Origin of the sequence: Streptomyces fragilis, from assembly GCF_003112515.1 — a bacterium.
Lineage (GTDB): Bacteria > Actinomycetota > Actinomycetes > Streptomycetales > Streptomycetaceae > Streptomyces > Streptomyces fragilis.
Map to the genome: position 1 here is coordinate 278,536 of NZ_BEVZ01000008.1, position 17,162 is coordinate 295,697.

A 17,162-nucleotide genomic window follows, 5' to 3' on the forward strand; every position below is an offset into this window, starting at 1 on the left:
GACGGAACGGCGACGCCGTCAGCCCACCGGACGGAACTCCGGCATTCCCGCGACGCACCAGCCGGGTCCCCGTCGGCCTTCGGCGCGAAACGGTCATCCGTCGATCGATCGGCGGACTTCGACATCCGGCCCGCCGGCCCGGGCCACCGGCTAATCCTGGTCCTGCTCGAGCATGCGGCGACGTTCCTGTTCGCGCTTGGAATAGGCGGCTGCCCGGATCGCCTTGTCGCTCTCGAAGCCCGATCCCAACGCGCCACCCACCGTGGCGACCGAAGCGACGAACCAGGAGAGTGTCCAGTACTCCGAGGCCTGCAGCGGGGTCCGTGTCATGGAGGTGAAGACTCGGTCGTTGAGGATGAAGAGCGCCCACATCAAGTTGACGACCAGCAAACCCGCGTAGCAGACGATCACCCCGATACCCACGGTCATGACCGTGGACGCGTTGTAGAGGACGGTCCTCTTCCTCTCCTCGGGCGAGGGATCCGTCGACCGGTGCCACAGACGCGCATCCACGATCAGCCAGCCGATCATGAGAACGACGGAACCGACCATGGCGATCACGAGGCGTGGTGTGCCCAGGGACGCGGCCAGACTCCACAGGGTGGAGTTCACGGTGGCGATCGCTCCTGTGGCGAGTGCGGCCGCCAGGGCCTTCGAGAGACCCGGGACCAACCGCCACGGCCGGTTGGCGCGAACCATGCCGAAGAGCACCCTCAGATAACCGCGCGGCCCGCTGACGACGTACCGGCGGTCAGCGGTCTCCTCCTCACCGGTCGGGTCCGGCCGAACAGGCGCAAGACGACCGGCGGAACGTCCCAGTGGAAGCCGCTGAGAGGGCTCCTCACCTCCAGTGGCTCGCGCACCCGCCAAGCCGAGCACGATTTCCTCGACCGTCCGCCGGACCCTTCTGTGGAAACCCAGGCTTCCCAGCGACGGAAGGGACAGCAGGGCCCAGCCGTGTTCATGACTCAGATCCACCACGATCTTGCGCCCGTGCGAGTGCAACGGAAGGTCGGTGAGGGCCACGACGATGTCCCCGTGCTGCGCACGTGCGCGGTCCGTGATCCGGCGCGTCAACGTGGGCAGGTCCTCCGTCCCCGCGGTGAAGGGCTCACTGACCACCTGGACGTCGAACTGTCTCCCCGGGCCCGACCTGTCGGCGAGCCGAGCAGCGAGTACCGGGGCCACGCGCTGAGCGACCTCCGTCGGCGCGTCCGGATCCGCCAGGAGAGTCACGACCGTAACGTCCTGTGACCCCATCCTCACGACCGGCCCTTCTCGTCGGCTGCCCCAGCGATTGCCCGTGCCCCCAGGATGCTCCTGGGACAACGTCGGCGCCCCTTGGCCGGCCCCCGTCGGCACCTGAAGGGGACGGCCTAGCCGTCCCCGCCCGCGCGGTCCTTCTCCGCCAGCTGGATCACGCAGATCGCCACCGCGACCAGCAGCGGCGCGTCGGCGTCCTCACGGACGATGTCGATGCCGTAGGTGTCCCGCAGGGTGAGCCAGCGGCGGGAGACCACCGCGAGGAGTTCGCCCCGGTGCTCCACGGCGAACTCCCGGTCGACGATCCGGCCGCTGACGTTCAGCTCCGTGCCGTCCGCCATGGTGACCGTGTAGTGGTTCCGCAGCAGCGAGAGCCGCTTGCGGCGCACGGTGGCCAGCGTCTCGCCGTCCCGGTCGATCACCATCGTGCCGCGCAGGGCCACCACCTTCTGATGGATGCGGAGCAGCACCTTGTCCGTGCGGCCGTGCTTCAGATCGAAGGTGGCCCGCAGCCGCATGGCCTTGCCGTCGACCAGGTAGATCTTGTTGCCGTTCTCGTCCTCGATCCAGTAGTCGTCGCCCACGGCGACCATGCGTTCGCGCACCACGAGTCTCATGGGTGATGGAGTTCCCCACGGGAGGGCTCCGGACGCGGTGGGTAGACCGAACGGCGGTCACAGTCCCAGACGCGCGCCGCGGGATTCGGCCACGTGCAGGGCGTCGTGCAGGCACTCGGTGAGGCGGCGGTTCACCCAGGTGGCCTCCAGCAGGGTCATCCGGCCGGAGGCGAGCGTCTCGCGGGCGAGGGCCAGCACGGTGGCGGCGGTGTCCAGCTGCTGCGCCTCCACGGCGTCCGCGAGCCGCGAGACGGGTCCGTCGTCCCCCGACAGGAACGCCGGCCTCCCGTCCTCCGTCCACGGCAGCCGCCGCAAGGGTGTGGGTTCGTCCGTCACGGTGCGCTCCTCACGTCGGTACGCCGTGACAACGACACATGGTGGCAATAGGTAGTGGTGGGTAGTGGTGGTGGGTAATGCGTAGTGGTGCACGGTCGCATACGGTCACCGCGTGGACAAGATCAATCCCGACTCGCCCCAGTACGTCTACGAGCAGCTGGCCTCGATACTGGAGGCGAAGATCAGGTCGGGCGAGTACCCGCCGGGGACGCGTCTGCCGGGGGAGCTGGCGATGACGCACCACTACGGTGTCGGCCCGGGGACCGTCCGCCGCGCGCTGGCCATCCTGCGGGACGCCGGGCTGGTGGTCACCCGGCCGGCCCGAGGAAGCTTCGTCGCCGACGAGCCCCCGGGGCAGTGAAGGGACGGTGCCCACAAGCACCGGACACCCCCGTGGCACCCTTGAGGGATGAACGACTCCGCGCCCCGTCGCGCCCGCGTTCGCGCCCCCGAGCTGATCGGCAAGGGCGGCTGGCTGAACACGGGCGGTAAGCAGTACACCCTTTCCGACCTGCGAGGACGCATTGTCGTTCTCGATTTCTGGACCTTCTGCTGTGTGAACTGCCTGCACGTCCTGGACGAGCTGCGGGAGCTGGAGGAGAAGCACCGGGACACCCTGGTGATCATCGGCGTGCACTCGCCGAAGTTCGTCCACGAGGCCGAGCACCAGGCCGTGGTCGACGCGGTCGAGCGGTACGGCGTGGAACACCCCGTGCTGGACGACCCGGAGCTGGCCACCTGGAAGCAGTACGCCGTCCGGGCCTGGCCGACGCTGGTCGTCATCGACCCCGAGGGCTACGTCGTCGCCCAGCACGCCGGCGAGGGCCACGCGCACGCCATCGAGAAGCTGGTGGAGGAGCTGGAGGCCGAGCACGAGGCGAAGGGCACCCTGCGTCGCGGTGACGGCCCCTACGTGGCCCCGGAGCCGGAGCCGACCACCCTCCGCTTCCCCGGTAAGGCGCTGCTGTTGCCGAGCGGGAACTTCCTGGTCAGCGACACCACCCGGCACCAGCTGGTGGAGCTCGACGCGGACGGCGAGAGCGTCGTGCGCCGCATCGGCGGCGGCTCGCGCGGCCTGGCCGACGGCGGCCCGGACACCGCCCTGTTCAGCGAGCCCCAGGGTCTCGCGCTGCTGGACGACGCCACCGTGGTGGTCGCGGACACCGTGAACCACGCGCTGCGCCGCCTGGACCTGGCCACCGGCGAGGTCACCACGGTGGCCGGCACCGGGCGGCAGTGGATGCAGGGCGAGCCCGCCTCGGGCGCGGCCCGTGAGGTCAGCCTCTCCTCGCCGTGGGACGTCGCCCACTGGCGGGGCAAGGTGTGGATCGCGATGGCCGGCGTCCACCAGCTGTGGGCGTGGGACCCGGCGGCCGGCACGGTCGAGGTGACCGCCGGCACGACCAACGAGGGCCTGGTCGACGGCCCCGGCGCGGAGGCGTGGTTCGCGCAGCCCTCGGGCCTCGCGGTGTCCACGGACGGCGAGCGGCTGTGGCTCGCCGACTCCGAGACCAGCGCGCTGCGCTGGGTGGACGGCGACGGCGCGGTGCACACCGCGGTCGGCACCGGGCTCTTCGACTTCGGCCACCGTGACGGCGAGGCGGGCCAGGCGCTGCTGCAGCACCCGCTGGGCGTCACCCCGCTGCCCGACGGTTCGGTCGCGGTCAGCGACACCTACAACCACGCGCTGCGCCGCTTCGACCCCGCCACCGGCGAGGTCACCACGCTCGCCACCGATCTGCGCGAGCCCAGCGACGCGGTGCTGGTGGGCGGGGACATCGTGGTCGTCGAGTCGGCCCGGCACCGGCTGACCCGGCTGCGGCTGCCGGAGGAGGCGGTGCGGGTGGAGTCGGTCGCGCACCGTACGCGGCGTGCGGCGACCGAGGTGGCCCCGGGAAGGCTGGAGCTGGACGTGATCTTCCAGGCTCCCGCGGGCCAGAAGCTGGACACCCGGTACGGGCCGTCGACCCGGCTGCTGGTCTCCTCGACCCCGCCCGAGCTGCTGCTCGCGGGCGAGGGCGCGGACACCGATCTGAGCCGTGCGCTGGAGCTGAACCCCGCTGTGGCGGAGGGCGTGCTCCATGTCTCCGCGATGGCCGCCTCGTGCGACGACGATCCGGCGAACGAGTACCCCGCCTGCCACGTGCACCAGCAGGACTGGGGTGTCCCGGTCCGCCTCACGGCCGACGGAGTGAGCCGTCTGCCGCTGGTGCTCGCCGGGCTGGACGCGTAACGACGCGCCGTGCGAGGAGGAGTCCGGTCCCCGTCAGTACGGGCGGCGGGGCTCCTCCTCGATGACCGGCGCGGTCGGCGGCATGACGACGCGGCGGCGCCGCGCGATGCTGGTGAACGTCGCCACGCCGATCAGGCCGACGAGCATCAGGATGATGCCGACCAGGTCGACGTTGACGCCGCTCATCTCCCAGTCGGTGGCGAAGGTGAGAATCGCTCCCACCGCTATCAGGACGATGCAGCCACCCAGTCCCATGAGTTGTGTCTCCTTCGTGAGGATTCTTCGTCAACTCCGGATACCCGGGCGGCTGCAGCCCATGTGTCACAAGGGTTCCGCCACCTTGCCGCTACCCCCGCAGGAACGCCGCCAGCGCGCCCGCGAGGAGGAACGGGTCGTCGGCGGCGCACAGTTCGCGGGCGCTGTGCATCGACAGGATGGCCACGCCGATGTCGACGGTGCGGATGCCGTGGCGGGCGGCGGTGATCGGGCCGATGGTGGTGCCGCAGGGCATCGAGTTGTTGGACACGAAGGACTGGAACGGCACCCCGGCCCGCTCGCAGGCGTCGACGAACACCGCGCGGCCCGAACCGTCCGTGGCGTAGCGGTTGTTGACGTTCACCTTGAGGATGGGGCCGCCGCCGGCGCGCGGGTGGTGCGTCGGGTCGTGCCGCTCCGCGTAGTTGGGGTGCACCGAGTGGCCGGTGTCGGAGGACAGGCAGACGGTGCCGGCGAGGGCGCGGGCCCGGTCCTCCAGGGAGCCGCCGCGGGCCAGCACGGAGCGCTCCAGCACGGTGCCGAGCAGCGGGCCGTCGGCGCCGGTGTCGGACTGCGAGCCGGTCTCCTCGTGGTCGAAGGCGGCGAGCACCGGGATGTACGGCAGGTCGTCGACGGCTGCCACGGCGGCCAGTGCGGCGGTCCCGGCGTGCACCGAGAGCAGGTTGTCCATCCGCGGTCCGGCGAGCAGTTCGCGGTCGCGGCCCAGGTAGGCGGGCGCTTCCACGGAGTGGGTCATCAGGTCCCAGCCGGCGACCGAGCCGCTCTCCAGGCCGGCCTCGTCCTCCAGGAAGGCGATCAGGTCGCCCTCGGCGACGTCGTCGCCCAGGCCCCAGATCGGCTGCATGTGGCGCTGCTGGTCCAGCTTGAGGCCGTCGGCGTGGATGGAGCGGTCCATGTGGATGGCGAGCTGCGGGACGCGCAGCAGCGGGCGGTCGACGTTGACCAGGCGGGTGGTGCCGTCGCGCAGGGTCAGCCGGCCGGCCAGGCCGAGGTCGCGGTCGAGCCAGGAGTTCAGCAGCGGGCCGCCGTAGACCTCGACCGCCACCTGCCGCCAGCCCTGGGACCCGGTGTCGGGCAGCGGCTTGACGCGGAGGTTGGGGGAGTCGGTGTGGGCGCCGACGATGCGGAACGGGGTGTGCGGGTCCGCGCCCTCGGGCACGAACCAGGCGATCAGCGCGCCGCCGCGGACGACGTAACGGCCGCCGGCCGACGCGTCCCAGGCGTCCGTCTCCGACAACTCGCGGAACCCGGCCTCCCGGAGCTTCGCGGCGGCGTTCGCCACGGCGTGGTACGGGGACGGGGAGGCCGCCAGGTAGGTCATGAGGTCGTCGGTGTGGCCGCGGTCGAAGCGGAGGGGTGCGCTCATGGGAGCCAGCCTAGAACCAGGTGACGCGCCGGAAACGGCAGGGCGGGACGGTGCCGGAGCACCGTCCCGCCCTGCCGTGTCGCACACGTCCGGGACGAGCGAGGACGTTTGGGGATCAGAAGGCCTCTTCGGGCAGCTCCATGATGTCCAGGTCGACGCTCTGGGCGACCTTGCGGGCGAAGGTGACGCCCGGCAGGACGGTCTTCGCGAAGAACTTCGCGGCCGCGATCTTCCCGGTGTAGAACGCGACGTCCTTGCCGGTGGCGGTCTGCAGCTTCTCGACGGCCACGGCCGCGCCCTTGAGCAGCAGGTAGCCGACGATCACGTCACCGGCGGCCATCAGCAGGCCGGTGGTGTTGAGGCCGACCTTGTAGATGTTCTTGACGTCCTCCTGGGAGGCCATCAGGTCGTTCAGCAGCTGGCCGACGATCGCCTCGAGCTCGCCGGCCGCGCGGCCGAGCTGCTCGCGGGCGGCGGCCAGGTCCTCACCGCCGATGTTCTGGCCGATGAAGGCCTTGATCTCCTCGGCGATCGCGGTGAGCGGGGCGCCGCCGGTGCGGACGATCTTCCGGAAGAAGAAGTCCTGGCCCTGGATCGCCGTGGTGCCCTCGTAGAGGGTGTCGATCTTGGAGTCCCGGATGTACTGCTCGATCGGGTACTCCTGCAGGAAGCCGGAGCCGCCGAAGGTCTGCAGGGACTGGGCGAGCTGTTCGTAGCCCTTCTCGGAGCCGTAGCCCTTGACGATCGGGAGCAGCAGGTCGTTGAGGGCGTGCTCGGCGGAGGAGTCCTCGCCGTTGGCCTCCTTGACCTGGATGGCGTCCTGGACGGAGGCGGTGTACATCACCAGGGCGCGCATGCCCTCGGCGTACGCCTTCTGCGTCAGCAGGGAGCGGCGGACGTCGGGGTGGTGGGTGATGGTGACCTTCGGGGAGCCCTTGCCGCCGGCCAGGTCGTTGCCCTGGACGCGCTCCTTGGCGTACTCCAGCGCGTTGAGGTAGCCGGTGGAGAGGGTGGAGATCGCCTTCGTGCCGACCATCATGCGGGCGAACTCGATGATGAGGAACATCTGGCGGATGCCGTCGTGCTTGTCGCCGACCAGCCAGCCCTTGGCGGGGTGCTTGTCGCCGAAGGTCATCTCGCAGGTGTTGGAGGCCTTGAGGCCCATCTTGTGCTCGACGTTGGTGGCGTAGACGCCGTTGCGCTCGCCCAGCTCGCCGGTCTCGAAGTCGAACTCGTACTTCGGGACGAGGAAGAGGGACAGGCCCTTGGTGCCGGGGCCGGCGCCCTCGGGGCGCGCGAGCACGTAGTGGAGGATGTTCTCCGACATGTCGTGCTCGCCGGACGTGATGAAGCGCTTGACGCCCTCGATGTGCCAGGAGCCGTCGGCCTGCTGGACCGCCTTGGTGCGGCCGGCGCCGACGTCGGAGCCCGCGTCGGGCTCGGTGAGCACCATGGTGGCGCCCCACTGACGCTCGACGGCGATCTCCGCGATCTTCTTCTGGACCTCGTTGCCCTCGTCGAAGAGGACGCCGGCGAAGGCCGGGCCGGAGGCGTACATCCAGATGGCCGGGTTCGAGCCGAGCAGCAGCTCCGCGTACGACCAGATGAGGGAGCGCGGCGCCGGGGTGCCGCCGATCGCCTCGGGGAGGCCGAGGCGCCAGTACTCGGAGTCCATGAAGGCCTGGTAGCTCTTCCGGAAGGACGCCGGGACGGGCGCGGTGTTGGTGGTGGGGTCGAACACCGGGGGGTTGCGGTCCGCGTCGGCGAAGGACTCGGCCAGCTCGTTCTCCGCGAGGCGGGTCACCTCTTCGAGGATGCTGCGAGCGGTGTCGACGTCCATCTCCGCGAACGGGCCGGTGCCGTACAGCTTGTCGCGCCCGAGAACCTCGAAGAGGTTGAACTCGATGTCGCGGAGGTTCGACTTGTAGTGCCCCATCGACGGCTCCGTAAGGGATCAGGTGGCGGATTCCGGCGGTCTACCGGCAGGTAACCACGATGATGCTACCCGTCGGTAATAAGCCGCAACCCCGCCCGCGGCATCTGTGACCGAGGACTCCCGTCCGGCCCGCGTTCTGCCTGGTCAGGACGGGTTGCGGTGTCAGTCGGGGTTACCTTCGGTAGCCCCGTCGGGCCTCCGGTGCTCCGTCCGCGGGAGGGAAATTTCCGGCCCGTACGGGCGAGTACCCCTGCTGTCACGGCACGATGGGGCTGTGGCCACCACGAACCAGGAGCAGGCGCCCGGCGGGGGACGCCGCGGCGCCGGCCGTACCGTCGCCACCTGGGGGTCCGCGGCGCTCCTGGCCGGGACCTCCGCCGTGGCCGCGTTCCGGGTCGCCGACGCCGACGGACCCACCCCGGTGCCGCAACTGCTCGCGTTCCTGCCCTGGCTGCTGGTCCCGGCCGGTCTGGGGCTGCTGTGCGCGCTGCCCGCCCGGCGCCCCGCCCTGGCGGTCTGGGGAGCGGGGCTGGCAGCGCTCCTCACCTGGTACACGGCCGCGCCCGGCGCCGCCCGCCCCGCCGAGGGGGCTCCCGTGGCCGCACTGCGGGTGCTGACCGCCAACCTGCAGTTCGGCCGGGCCGCCGGCGCCCTGGTGGACCTCGTCCGGCGCGAGGAGCCGGACCTCGTCTTCGTCCAGGAGTGCGACCCCCACTGCGTGCGGGAGCTGGGCGCCGCCCTCGCCGGCACCCACCCGCACCACCACGCGGTGGAGGCCCGGGGCCCGGCCGGTTCGGTGATCCTCTCCCGGTGGCCCCTGACGCCGGCCGAGGGAGTTCCGGCGGAGATGGGGCAGCCGGGCGCCTTCGTCGACGCGGACGGCCACCGGGTGCGGCTCCAGCTGGCCCACCCCTCTCCCCCGACCCCGGGCCGGCTCGCCGCCTGGCGCGCGGAGCTGGACGGCCTGCGCCGCTGGGCCCGGGAGCAGGAGCCCGGGGAGCGGGCGGCCCGGGAGCAGGGGCCCGGGAAGCGGGCGGTCCGGGGGCAGGGGCCCGGGGAGCGGGCGGTCCAGGGCGGTGCGGCCGCCGAGGACACCCCCGTGATCGTCGCCGGCGACTTCAACGCCTCCCGCGACCACGCCGCCTTCCGCCGCCTGCTGCACGACGGCGGCCTCGGCGACGCGGCCGCCCTGGCCGGCGCCGCGCGCACGTCCAGCTGGCCGGTGACCGGCGGGCCGACGCCGGGCGTCCAGATCGACCACGTGCTGGTCTCGGCCGCCTTCACCGCCCGCGACGCGCGCTTCCTGCGGATGGAGGGCTCGGACCACCGTGCCCTGCTGGTGACCCTCGCCCTCCACCGCTGACGCTTCGCTCCCGGCGTCAGACGCCGATGTCCCCGCCGTCCTTGCGCCACACCGCGACCACGGCGGGCCGGACGTAGGTGCCCGGCCCGTCGGGCCACTGCGAGGCCGGGTTGGCGACGTCCGCCCCGTCGACCTCGCCCGGGTGCTGCACGGACACCAGGACCCGGCGGTCCTGCACGAGCGGACCGCAGGTCTCGGCACCCTTCGGCACCGTCAGGAACTGCTTCAGCTCACCGCGCCGCTCGCCCGTCACCGCGACGCCGAACAGGCCGTCGTGGTTGCCGAGCGCGTTGCCGTCGGTGGAGATCCACAGGTTTCCGTGCGGGTCGAAGGCCACGTTGTCCGGGCAGGAGATGGGGCTGACCTTCTCCTTGGGGAAGCCGGCGAAGTAGGTGGCCGGGTCGTTCGGGTCACCCGCGACCAGGAACAGCTTCCAGGCGAAGCTGACCGAGTCGGCCCGGTTGCGGGCCTCGGTGAGCTCCAGGACCTGGCCGTGCTTGTTGAGGTTGCGCGGGTTGGCCTCGTCCGCGGCGGGGTGATCGGCGCTCTTGCCGCGGTTGCTGTTGTTGGTCAGGGCGACGTAGACCTTGCCGGTGCGGGGGTTCGGCTCGACGTCCTCCGGGCGGTCCATCTTGGTCGCCTGGCGCTTGTCGCCGGCCAGCCGGGTGAAGACGAAGACCTCTTCCGCCGTCATGCCCGGCACGTGCGAGACGGCGCCGTCGGCGGTCGCGGTGGCCAGCGGGATCCACTCGCCGCTGCCGTCGAACTCGCCGTCCGACGGCAGCTTCCCGGTGCCGTCGATCTCGGCCGTGGGGGAGTCGCCGGTGAAGCGGGCCACGTAGAGGGTGCCCTCGTCGAGCAGCGTGAGGTTGTGCTCACGCGCGGCCCGGGAGTTGCCCCGCGCCATCCGCTTGGAGCCGACGAACTTGTAGACGTAGTCGAAGCGTTCGTCGTCGCCGGAGTAGATCACCGGGCGGCCGTCGTCGGTGAGGCGGACGGTCGCGGCCTCGTGCTTGAAGCGGCCCAGCGCGGTGCGCTTGCGCGGAACCGAGTCGGGATCGGTGGGGTCGAACTCGACGACCCAGCCGAAGCGGTGGACCTCGTTGGGCTCCTGCGCGAGGTCGAAGCGCTTGTCGAAGCGCTCCCACTTGCGCTCGGTGGCGCCGGTGCCGATGCCGTAGCGGGCGTCGGTGGGGCGGCTCGCGTGGGCGAAGTACTGGTTGAAGTTCTCCTCGCCGTGCAGCGTGGTGCCCCACGGAGTGACGCCGCCCGCGCAGTTGTTGAGGGTGCCGAGCACCTTGCGGCCGGTCGGGTCGGCGGAGGTCTTCAGCAGGTCCGAGCCCGCCGCGGGACCGGTGAGGCGGAACTCCGTGGTGGCGGTGACCCGGCGGTTGAGGCGGTGCCGGCGGACCGGGCGCAGCGCCCCGGTGCGGCGGTCCTCCTCGACGACCACGGCGGACAGGCCGTGCGCCGCCCAGGCGATCTCCACCTGGTCGCGCGTCGGGTTCGCGGCGTCGTAGTCGCGGAACATCAGGATCTCGTCGGTGTACTCGTGGTTGGCGACGAGGATCTGGCGGTGCGGCTCGCCGCGCAGCGGGAGCAGCGCCAGGAAGTCGTTGTTGTAGCCGAACTGGCCTGCCTGGGCGGCGGCGCTCTGGTGCTCCGGGTCGAACTCCGGGGCGCCACGCAGGATCGGTTCGCCCCAGCGGATCACCACGTTCTGGCCGTAGCCGTCGGGGACGGTGACCTGGTCCGCGGTGTTCGGCGCGACCGGCGTGAAGCGCAGGCCGCGGGCGCCGTCCACCTTGCCGGGCCGCCCGGGCTTGCCGGGCCTTCCGGCGTGGTCGTGGCCGGCCCCGGCGGCCGGTGCGGCCTGAGCGGGCCGGGCCGCTCCCACGGCGGTCGCGGTGCCCGCAGCCGCGGCGACCGTGACCACCGCGGCGGCGCGCATCACCGAGCGGCGGCTGACGGCGCCGGCCACGATGTCGCCGATGTACTCGTTGCCGCTGGTGTTCGGGACCGCGTGGAAGCAGGCGTCACCGCACCGGAAGCGACAGGTCAGTGCGGACCGGCCGCCGGGGTGAGCGGCGGACGGCGTTCCGATGAGCGGCAGCGGTTTGCGCACTTCGTTTCTCCCCTTGTGCCCTAGGTGTGGGCGTGACGCTAGGGAGGAAGACGTGCCGGGACGGATCGTCCGGGTGAACGGAGGCTGAACCGACGGCAGCGATACGGGTCTTGAGGCGCGGGGCGGGCTTCGCCGGTGTCCTCCGACCCCGTCGGGGCATGGGTGCACCCGATGGGACGCGTCCGGTCGGGTGCGGCCGGGGGCGCGGGGCGTGCGCCCCTTACCGAGTGGCCCCAAGGGGGCCGCTAACCTTACGTGTCCGTCCTGGCCAGCGTTCGACGGGCTTCAGCTCCTCCGAAGGGTAGCGACACATGGGCATCTTCTCTCTCCTGCGGAACAAGTTCGGGAAGGCGCGGAAGGAACGTGCCGCCGAGCCGGAGCCCACGGTCCCGGCGCAGGGTGGCGCCCCGGACGAGGCGTCCTCCTCCTCTTCCTCCTCCTCTTCCACCCCCGCTTCCTCCTCTTCGTCCGCTTCCGGTGCCTCCTCGGCCGCCGAGTCCGACGGCGCGGCGAAGGTGCCGGCGCCTGCCTCCTCGCCCGAGCAGCCGAAGGGGGACACGGAGCACGAGCTGGTGTCCGCCGCGTTCGACGGCGTCGCCATCCCGTCCCCCGCCGCGCCGGGCGACGACGCGGTTCCGACGGCAAGAGAGTCCGCCGCCGACGGGGAGGGCCCCGACGGCGCCCCGGTGCCGCAGGCCGTGGCCGAGCCGGAGGACCTGGCCGAGGCGGAGGCCAAGATCGAGGCCCGCATCGAGGAGGCGAAGGAGGAGGGGGCCGGCGAGACCGACGCCGCCGCCGACGCCGCCGACGTTGACGACGCCGCCGACGATGACGCCGCCGACGCCGCTGAGGCCGCCGCCAAGGCGGACGCTGCCGATGCCGCCGAGGCCGTTGCCAAGGCGGACGCTGCCGAGGCCGAGGCCGAGGAGCCTGCGGGTTCCGCTGCGCAGGACGAGCCGGAGACGGAGCCCACCGTCGAAGCCGGCGCCGAGGTCGACGGCGATGACCCCGCCGCCACCAAGGAGTCCGGCGAGCAGGCCGAGACCACGGTCGATGAGCCCGCCGCCGACGAGGAGCCCGCTGCCGAGGCCGCGTCGGAGGACGCCTCCACGGACGGGTCCGCCGCGCAGGACGAGACCGACGCCGCCCCGCAGGCCGACGCCGGTGCCGAGGGCGATGACGCCGAGGCCGCCGCTGAGACCTCTGCCGAGGACGCGAACTCCGCCGAGACGGAGGCCGCTGCGGCGCCCGCCGACGACGAGACCGGCGACGAGACCGAGTCCGACACCGCCGCCGACAAGTCCGCCCCGGAGGCCGAGGCCGAGCCCGCCGAGGCCGACGTCGATGACGAGCCCGCTGCTCAGGACGAGCCCGCCGACGACGTGAAGGCCGACGCCGCCGAGGACGAGCCCGCTGCTCAGGACGAGCCCGCCGACGACGTGAAGGCCGACGCCGCCGAGGACGAGCCCGCTGCTCAGGACGAGTCCGCCGACGTTGACGAGGCCGCCGCCGAGGACGAGCCGGCCGTCGACGAGGCTGCGCCGCAGGCGGATGCCGACGAGCCCGCCGAGGCCGAGGCCGAGCCCGCCGCGCAGGCCGACGCCGCCGACGACGACGAGCCCGCCGACGACGAGCCCGCCGCCGATGACCAGGACCAGTCCACCGCCGACGCCCAGTCCGACGCGCAGGCCACCGCCGACGCCGACGACGAGCCCGACGCGCAGGCCGACGCCGACGCCGAGTCCGACGCGCAGGCCGACGCCGACGCCGAGTCCGACGCGCAGGCGGACGCCGCCGACGCCGACGACGCCGAGTCCGAGGTCGACGCGGAGGGGACGGAGGCCGACGCCGAGGCCGACGGGGACGCGGCTGGGGTCGTCGCGGGGGACCGGGACGAGGCGGGGGCCGTGCCCGCGACGCTCGCCCCCGCGTACTCCGCCGCCTCCGCCGCCCTCGAGGCACGTGGTCTCGCGAAGGCCCGGGCCCGCGTGTACCTGGTGCTCGACCGGTCCGCCTCGATGCGCCCGTTCTACAAGGACGGTTCCGCCCAGGCGCTCGGCGAGCAGGCCCTCGCCCTCGCCGCCCACCTCGCCCCCGAGGGCGTCGAGAAGGCCGTCCTCCCCGTCGTGTTCTTCTCCACCGAGATCGACGGCACCGGCGAACTCACCCTCGCCGAATTCGAGAACAAGATCGACGACCTGCACGCCGACCTCGGCCGGATGGGCCGCACCAGCTACCACGCCGCCGTCGAAGAGGTGCTCCGCCTCCACGACGCCTCGACGGACCCGAAGGCGCCCGCCCTGGTCGTCTTCCAGACGGACGGCGCACCCGACGCAAAGACCCCGGCCACCCAGGCGTTCACCGACGCCGCCGCCTCGCACCCGGCCGTGTTCTTCTCCCTCGTCGCGTTCGGCGAGCACGACAACAAGGCGTTCGACTACGCGCGGAAGCTGAAGACCGGCAACACCGCGTTCTTCCACGCCGGCCCGACCCCGCTGGAGCTCACCGACCGCGAGCTCTACGACGGCGTCCTCGCCGACTGGGAGCCCGCCTCCAAGTAGGTCCGCCGCCGGGCCCCCGGCCCGGACGCCCGGGCCCGCAAGATCAACGGTGCCGCCCTCCTCCCACTGGTCAAAACGGGAGGCGGGCGGCACCCCCGCGTCGGCTACGATTTCAAGGTTCGAAGACATTGCGACCTGGGAGCAGCCCCGTGGCTCGACACCTCATCACCAGCGCCCTTCCGTACATCAACGGGATCAAGCACCTGGGCAACATGGTGGGGTCCATGCTCCCGGCCGACGTGTACTCCCGTTACCTGCGCCAGCGCGGTCACGACGTCCTCTACATCTGCGCCACCGACGAGCACGGCACCCCCGCCGAGCTGGCGGCGAAGGAGCGGGGTCTGCCGGTCGCCGAGTTCTGCGCCCAGGCCCACGACGCCCAGAAGGCGGTCTACGACGGCTTCGCCCTCGCCTTCGACCACTTCGGCCGCAGCTCCTCGCAGGAGAACGTCGAGATCACCCAGCACTTCGCCCGGAAGCTGAACGAGAACGGCTTCATCGAGGAGCGGGCGATCCGCCAGGTCTACTCCCCGGCCGACGGCCGGTTCCTCCCGGACCGCTACGTCGAGGGCACCTGCCCGCACTGCGGCTACGACAAGGCCCGCGGCGACCAGTGCGAGAACTGCACCCGCGTCCTGGACCCGACCGACCTGGTGAACCCGCGCTCGGCGATCTCCGGCTCCACCGAGCTGGAGGTCCGCGAGACCAAGCACCTGTTCCTGCTGCAGTCCAAGCTGCAGCACGAGGTCGAGCAGTGGGTGTCCGCCCACGAGGAGCAGTGGCCGCACCTGTCGTCCTCCATCGCCCGCAAGTGGCTGACCGAGGGCCTGCACGACCGTGCGATCACCCGTGACCTCGACTGGGGCGTGCCGGTGCCGGCCGACACCTGGCCGGAGCTGGCCGCCGAGGGCAAGGTCTTCTACGTCTGGTTCGACGCCCCGGTCGAGTACCTGGGCGCCACCAAGGAGTGGGCGGACGTGGACCCGGACAGCCGGGACTGGAAGTCCTGGTGGTACGAGGCCGACGAGACCGTCCGCTACACGCAGTTCATGGCCAAGGACAACGTCCCGTTCCACACGGTGATGTTCCCGGCGACCCAGCTGGGCGTGCGCGAGCCGTGGAAGAAGGTCGACGTCGTCAAGGCGTTCAACTGGCTGACGTACTACGGCGGCAAGTTCTCCACCTCGCAGAAGCGCGGCGTCTTCACCGACCAGGCGCTGGAGATCCTGCCGGCCGACTACTGGCGCTACTTCCTGATCGCCAACGCCCCGGAGTCCGACGACTCGTCGTTCACCTGGGAGCACTTCACGGCGACGGTCAACAAGGACCTGGCCGACACCCTCGGCAACTTCGTGAACCGGGTGCTGTCCTTCTCGAAGAAGCGCTTCGGCGAGGAGGTCCCGGCGGGCGCCGAGGCGGGCGAGGCCGAGGCGAAGCTGGGCGAGCAGATCGCCGCGCTGCTGGCCGAGTACGAGACCCAGATGGAGGCCCTGCAGTTCCGCAAGGCCGCGGCCGCGCTGCGCGCGCTGTGGTCGGCGGGCAACTCCTACCTGGAGGAGAAGGCCCCCTGGCTGGAGATCAAGACGGACAAGGACGGCGCCGCGCTGACCCTGCGCACGGCGATGAACCTGATCCACCTGTACGCGATCGTCTCCGAGCCGTTCATCCCGGCCAGCGCGGCGGCGATGCGCCAGGCGTTCCAGCTCGACGGTGACACGGCCACGTGGGTGTCGGCCGAGGAGGCGCGCGCGCTGGCGTTCCTGCCGGTGGGCACGCCGTTCACGGTGCCGCCGGTGCTCTTCGCCAAGCTGACCGAGGACGACCTCGAGGCCTACAAGGAGCGCTTCGGCGGCGAGTGACCCCCTTTGCCGGCCGCGACCTCCGTGCCGGCGGTGACGCCACGTGAGGTGGGGCCCGGGAACGCAACCGTTCCCGGGCCCCGCGCGTCTTCCCGGACACACCGGTCACGCCGCTGACCGGTGGAAACACCACACGTGGGGGGACCACATGGCTCTGTTCGGCAACGCGCACCCGATCGACCCGGCCCAGGCGCAGCAGGAGTACGCCCGCCTGATGGGCCAGGGCGAGCAGGTGCGGGCCGCGTACCTGCTGATCCGCGACACCATCATGCTCACGGACCGCCGTCTGATCCTGGTGGACAAGCAGGGCATCACCGGCAAGAAGACCGAGTACCACTCGATCCCGTACCGCTCCATCACGCACTTCGCGGTGGAGACGGCCGGCACGTTCGACCTGGACGCGGAGCTGAAGATCTGGGTGTCCGGCTCCTCGATGCCGATCCAGAAGACCTTCACCAAGGGCGTCGACATCTACGAGGTCCAGGCGATCCTCACGCAGTACGTAGCCGGCTGAACCGCCGCGCCGGGGTGCGGAATCCGCGCATCCCGGGCGTTGCGGCCGCCCGGCTTCGCAACGGGGGGCGTTGGGCCTTAGGTTGCCGCTCATGGCAATTCCCCAGGTCATTCCGATCGCCCATGAGCCGGACGGCCGTACGGCCACCATCGGCCGCTACGCCGGCGGCCAGTTCCTGGCGTCGGTGACGTACGCGTACCCCGTCGGGTACCGCCCCGACGACGGGTGGGAGCGGCAGCGCCGGCTCTACGCCGTCCTGCACACCTTCGACGCGGACGGCGTCCACCGGGACACCGACGTCTGGTTCGGCGGCACCTGGGCCGACCAGCGGAGCGACCCGGCGGTCCTCGGCCAGGCCGAGGCCCACCTGACCAAGCTGCTGGAGACCCTGCCCTCCCGCTCCTACGGCGACATCGCGGTCCGTCCCTTCCGCCGCACCGTCGACGGGGTCCTCTTCGGCCTCCTCGTCGAGTCCGAGGACGAGGGCGACGAGTGGACCGAACTCCACCCCGACCGCCTCGGCTTCGGCCCCCCGTGGAACGGCGCCCACGAGGCCTGACGCCCACCGCCGTCACCTCCGCGCCCTCGCCGCTCCCTGATCGTGTGAGGCCCGGGCGAACCGGACGTTCCCCGGGTCCGCCGCCTCTACGTTCGGCCGTATGACCGATGCCCGAATCGATGGAGCGCACAGCGGAAGGAGTGCCCATGGCGAC

The 17,162-nt window shown here is 71.9% G+C and carries 14 protein-coding genes; 7 read left to right on the plus strand and 7 right to left on the minus strand.

The annotated features are described in order from the left end of the window. Positions 1 to 150 precede the first annotated feature (150 nt). The 3 genes from Sfr03f_RS25800 to Sfr03f_RS25810 form a co-directional block, all read right to left on the minus strand. Entirely contained in the window at positions 151 to 1,236 is a 1,086-nt protein-coding gene (locus tag Sfr03f_RS25800; protein ID WP_108956657.1) for a hypothetical protein, read from the minus strand. A 140-nt stretch (positions 1,237 to 1,376) separates the two neighbouring features. Beyond that, positions 1,377 to 1,880 carry an LURP-one-related/scramblase family protein gene (locus Sfr03f_RS25805; protein ID WP_108956562.1) on the minus strand — a complete coding sequence of 168 codons (504 nt, stop codon included), beginning with the start codon at positions 1,878 to 1,880 and terminating at the stop codon, positions 1,377 to 1,379. A gap of 57 nt (positions 1,881 to 1,937) precedes the next feature. Beyond that, positions 1,938 to 2,216 carry a hypothetical protein gene (locus Sfr03f_RS25810; protein ID WP_108956563.1) on the minus strand — a complete coding sequence of 93 codons (279 nt, stop codon included), beginning with the start codon at positions 2,214 to 2,216 and terminating at the stop codon, positions 1,938 to 1,940. A 112-nt stretch (positions 2,217 to 2,328) separates the two neighbouring features. On the opposite strand from Sfr03f_RS25810, the gene Sfr03f_RS25815 reads away from it, so the two are divergent. Both Sfr03f_RS25815 and Sfr03f_RS25820 read left to right on the plus strand, forming a co-directional pair. Continuing rightward, on the plus strand, positions 2,329 to 2,577 hold the full coding sequence (locus tag Sfr03f_RS25815; protein WP_108956564.1) for a GntR family transcriptional regulator: 249 nt from the start codon (positions 2,329 to 2,331) through the stop codon (positions 2,575 to 2,577). Positions 2,578 to 2,625: 48 nt separating this feature from the next. Next, positions 2,626 to 4,449, plus strand: a complete 1,824-nt coding sequence (locus Sfr03f_RS25820; protein ID WP_108956565.1) for an NHL domain-containing thioredoxin family protein — start codon at positions 2,626 to 2,628, stop codon at positions 4,447 to 4,449. Positions 4,450 to 4,482: 33 nt separating this feature from the next. On the opposite strand, the gene Sfr03f_RS25825 is transcribed toward Sfr03f_RS25820, so the two are convergent. From Sfr03f_RS25825 to Sfr03f_RS25835, 3 genes are all read right to left on the minus strand, one after another. Beyond that, positions 4,483 to 4,704 carry a DUF6458 family protein gene (locus Sfr03f_RS25825; protein ID WP_108956566.1) on the minus strand — a complete coding sequence of 74 codons (222 nt, stop codon included), beginning with the start codon at positions 4,702 to 4,704 and terminating at the stop codon, positions 4,483 to 4,485. Between the two features lie 91 nt (positions 4,705 to 4,795). Further along, positions 4,796 to 6,091 carry a M18 family aminopeptidase gene (locus Sfr03f_RS25830; RefSeq protein ID WP_108956567.1) on the minus strand — a complete coding sequence of 432 codons (1,296 nt, stop codon included), beginning with the start codon at positions 6,089 to 6,091 and terminating at the stop codon, positions 4,796 to 4,798. 115 nt (positions 6,092 to 6,206) lie between these two features. Then, positions 6,207 to 8,027: an acyl-CoA dehydrogenase gene (locus Sfr03f_RS25835; RefSeq protein WP_108956568.1), complete on the minus strand. Its 1,821-nt coding sequence runs from the start codon at positions 8,025 to 8,027 to the stop codon at positions 6,207 to 6,209. 274 nt (positions 8,028 to 8,301) lie between these two features. Here Sfr03f_RS25835 and Sfr03f_RS25840 point away from each other — a divergent pair, with 274 nt between their 5' ends. Then, positions 8,302 to 9,390, plus strand: a complete 1,089-nt coding sequence (locus Sfr03f_RS25840) for an endonuclease/exonuclease/phosphatase family protein (protein ID WP_245967752.1) — start codon at positions 8,302 to 8,304, stop codon at positions 9,388 to 9,390. A 16-nt stretch (positions 9,391 to 9,406) separates the two neighbouring features. On the opposite strand, the gene Sfr03f_RS25845 is transcribed toward Sfr03f_RS25840, so the two are convergent. Beyond that, positions 9,407 to 11,515 (minus strand): PhoX family protein, encoded by a 2,109-nt coding sequence (locus Sfr03f_RS25845; protein WP_108956569.1) that lies wholly within the window; start codon positions 11,513 to 11,515, stop codon positions 9,407 to 9,409. 311 nt (positions 11,516 to 11,826) lie between these two features. On the opposite strand from Sfr03f_RS25845, the gene Sfr03f_RS31390 reads away from it, so the two are divergent. The 4 genes from Sfr03f_RS31390 (at position 11,827) to Sfr03f_RS25875 (ending at position 17,008) form a co-directional block, all read left to right on the plus strand. Next, positions 11,827 to 14,076, plus strand: a complete 2,250-nt coding sequence (locus Sfr03f_RS31390) for a VWA domain-containing protein (protein ID WP_245967753.1) — start codon at positions 11,827 to 11,829, stop codon at positions 14,074 to 14,076. Between the two features lie 149 nt (positions 14,077 to 14,225). Continuing rightward, the gene (metG, locus tag Sfr03f_RS25865; protein WP_108956570.1) at positions 14,226 to 15,935 is read left to right on the plus strand and encodes a methionine--tRNA ligase; all 1,710 of its coding nucleotides are present in this window, start codon (positions 14,226 to 14,228) and stop codon (positions 15,933 to 15,935) included. Positions 15,936 to 16,083: 148 nt separating this feature from the next. Next, positions 16,084 to 16,449: a PH domain-containing protein gene (locus tag Sfr03f_RS25870; RefSeq protein ID WP_108956571.1), complete on the plus strand. Its 366-nt coding sequence runs from the start codon at positions 16,084 to 16,086 to the stop codon at positions 16,447 to 16,449. 91 nt (positions 16,450 to 16,540) lie between these two features. Beyond that, positions 16,541 to 17,008 (plus strand): hypothetical protein, encoded by a 468-nt coding sequence (locus tag Sfr03f_RS25875; protein ID WP_108956572.1) that lies wholly within the window; start codon positions 16,541 to 16,543, stop codon positions 17,006 to 17,008. Positions 17,009 to 17,162 lie beyond the last annotated feature (154 nt).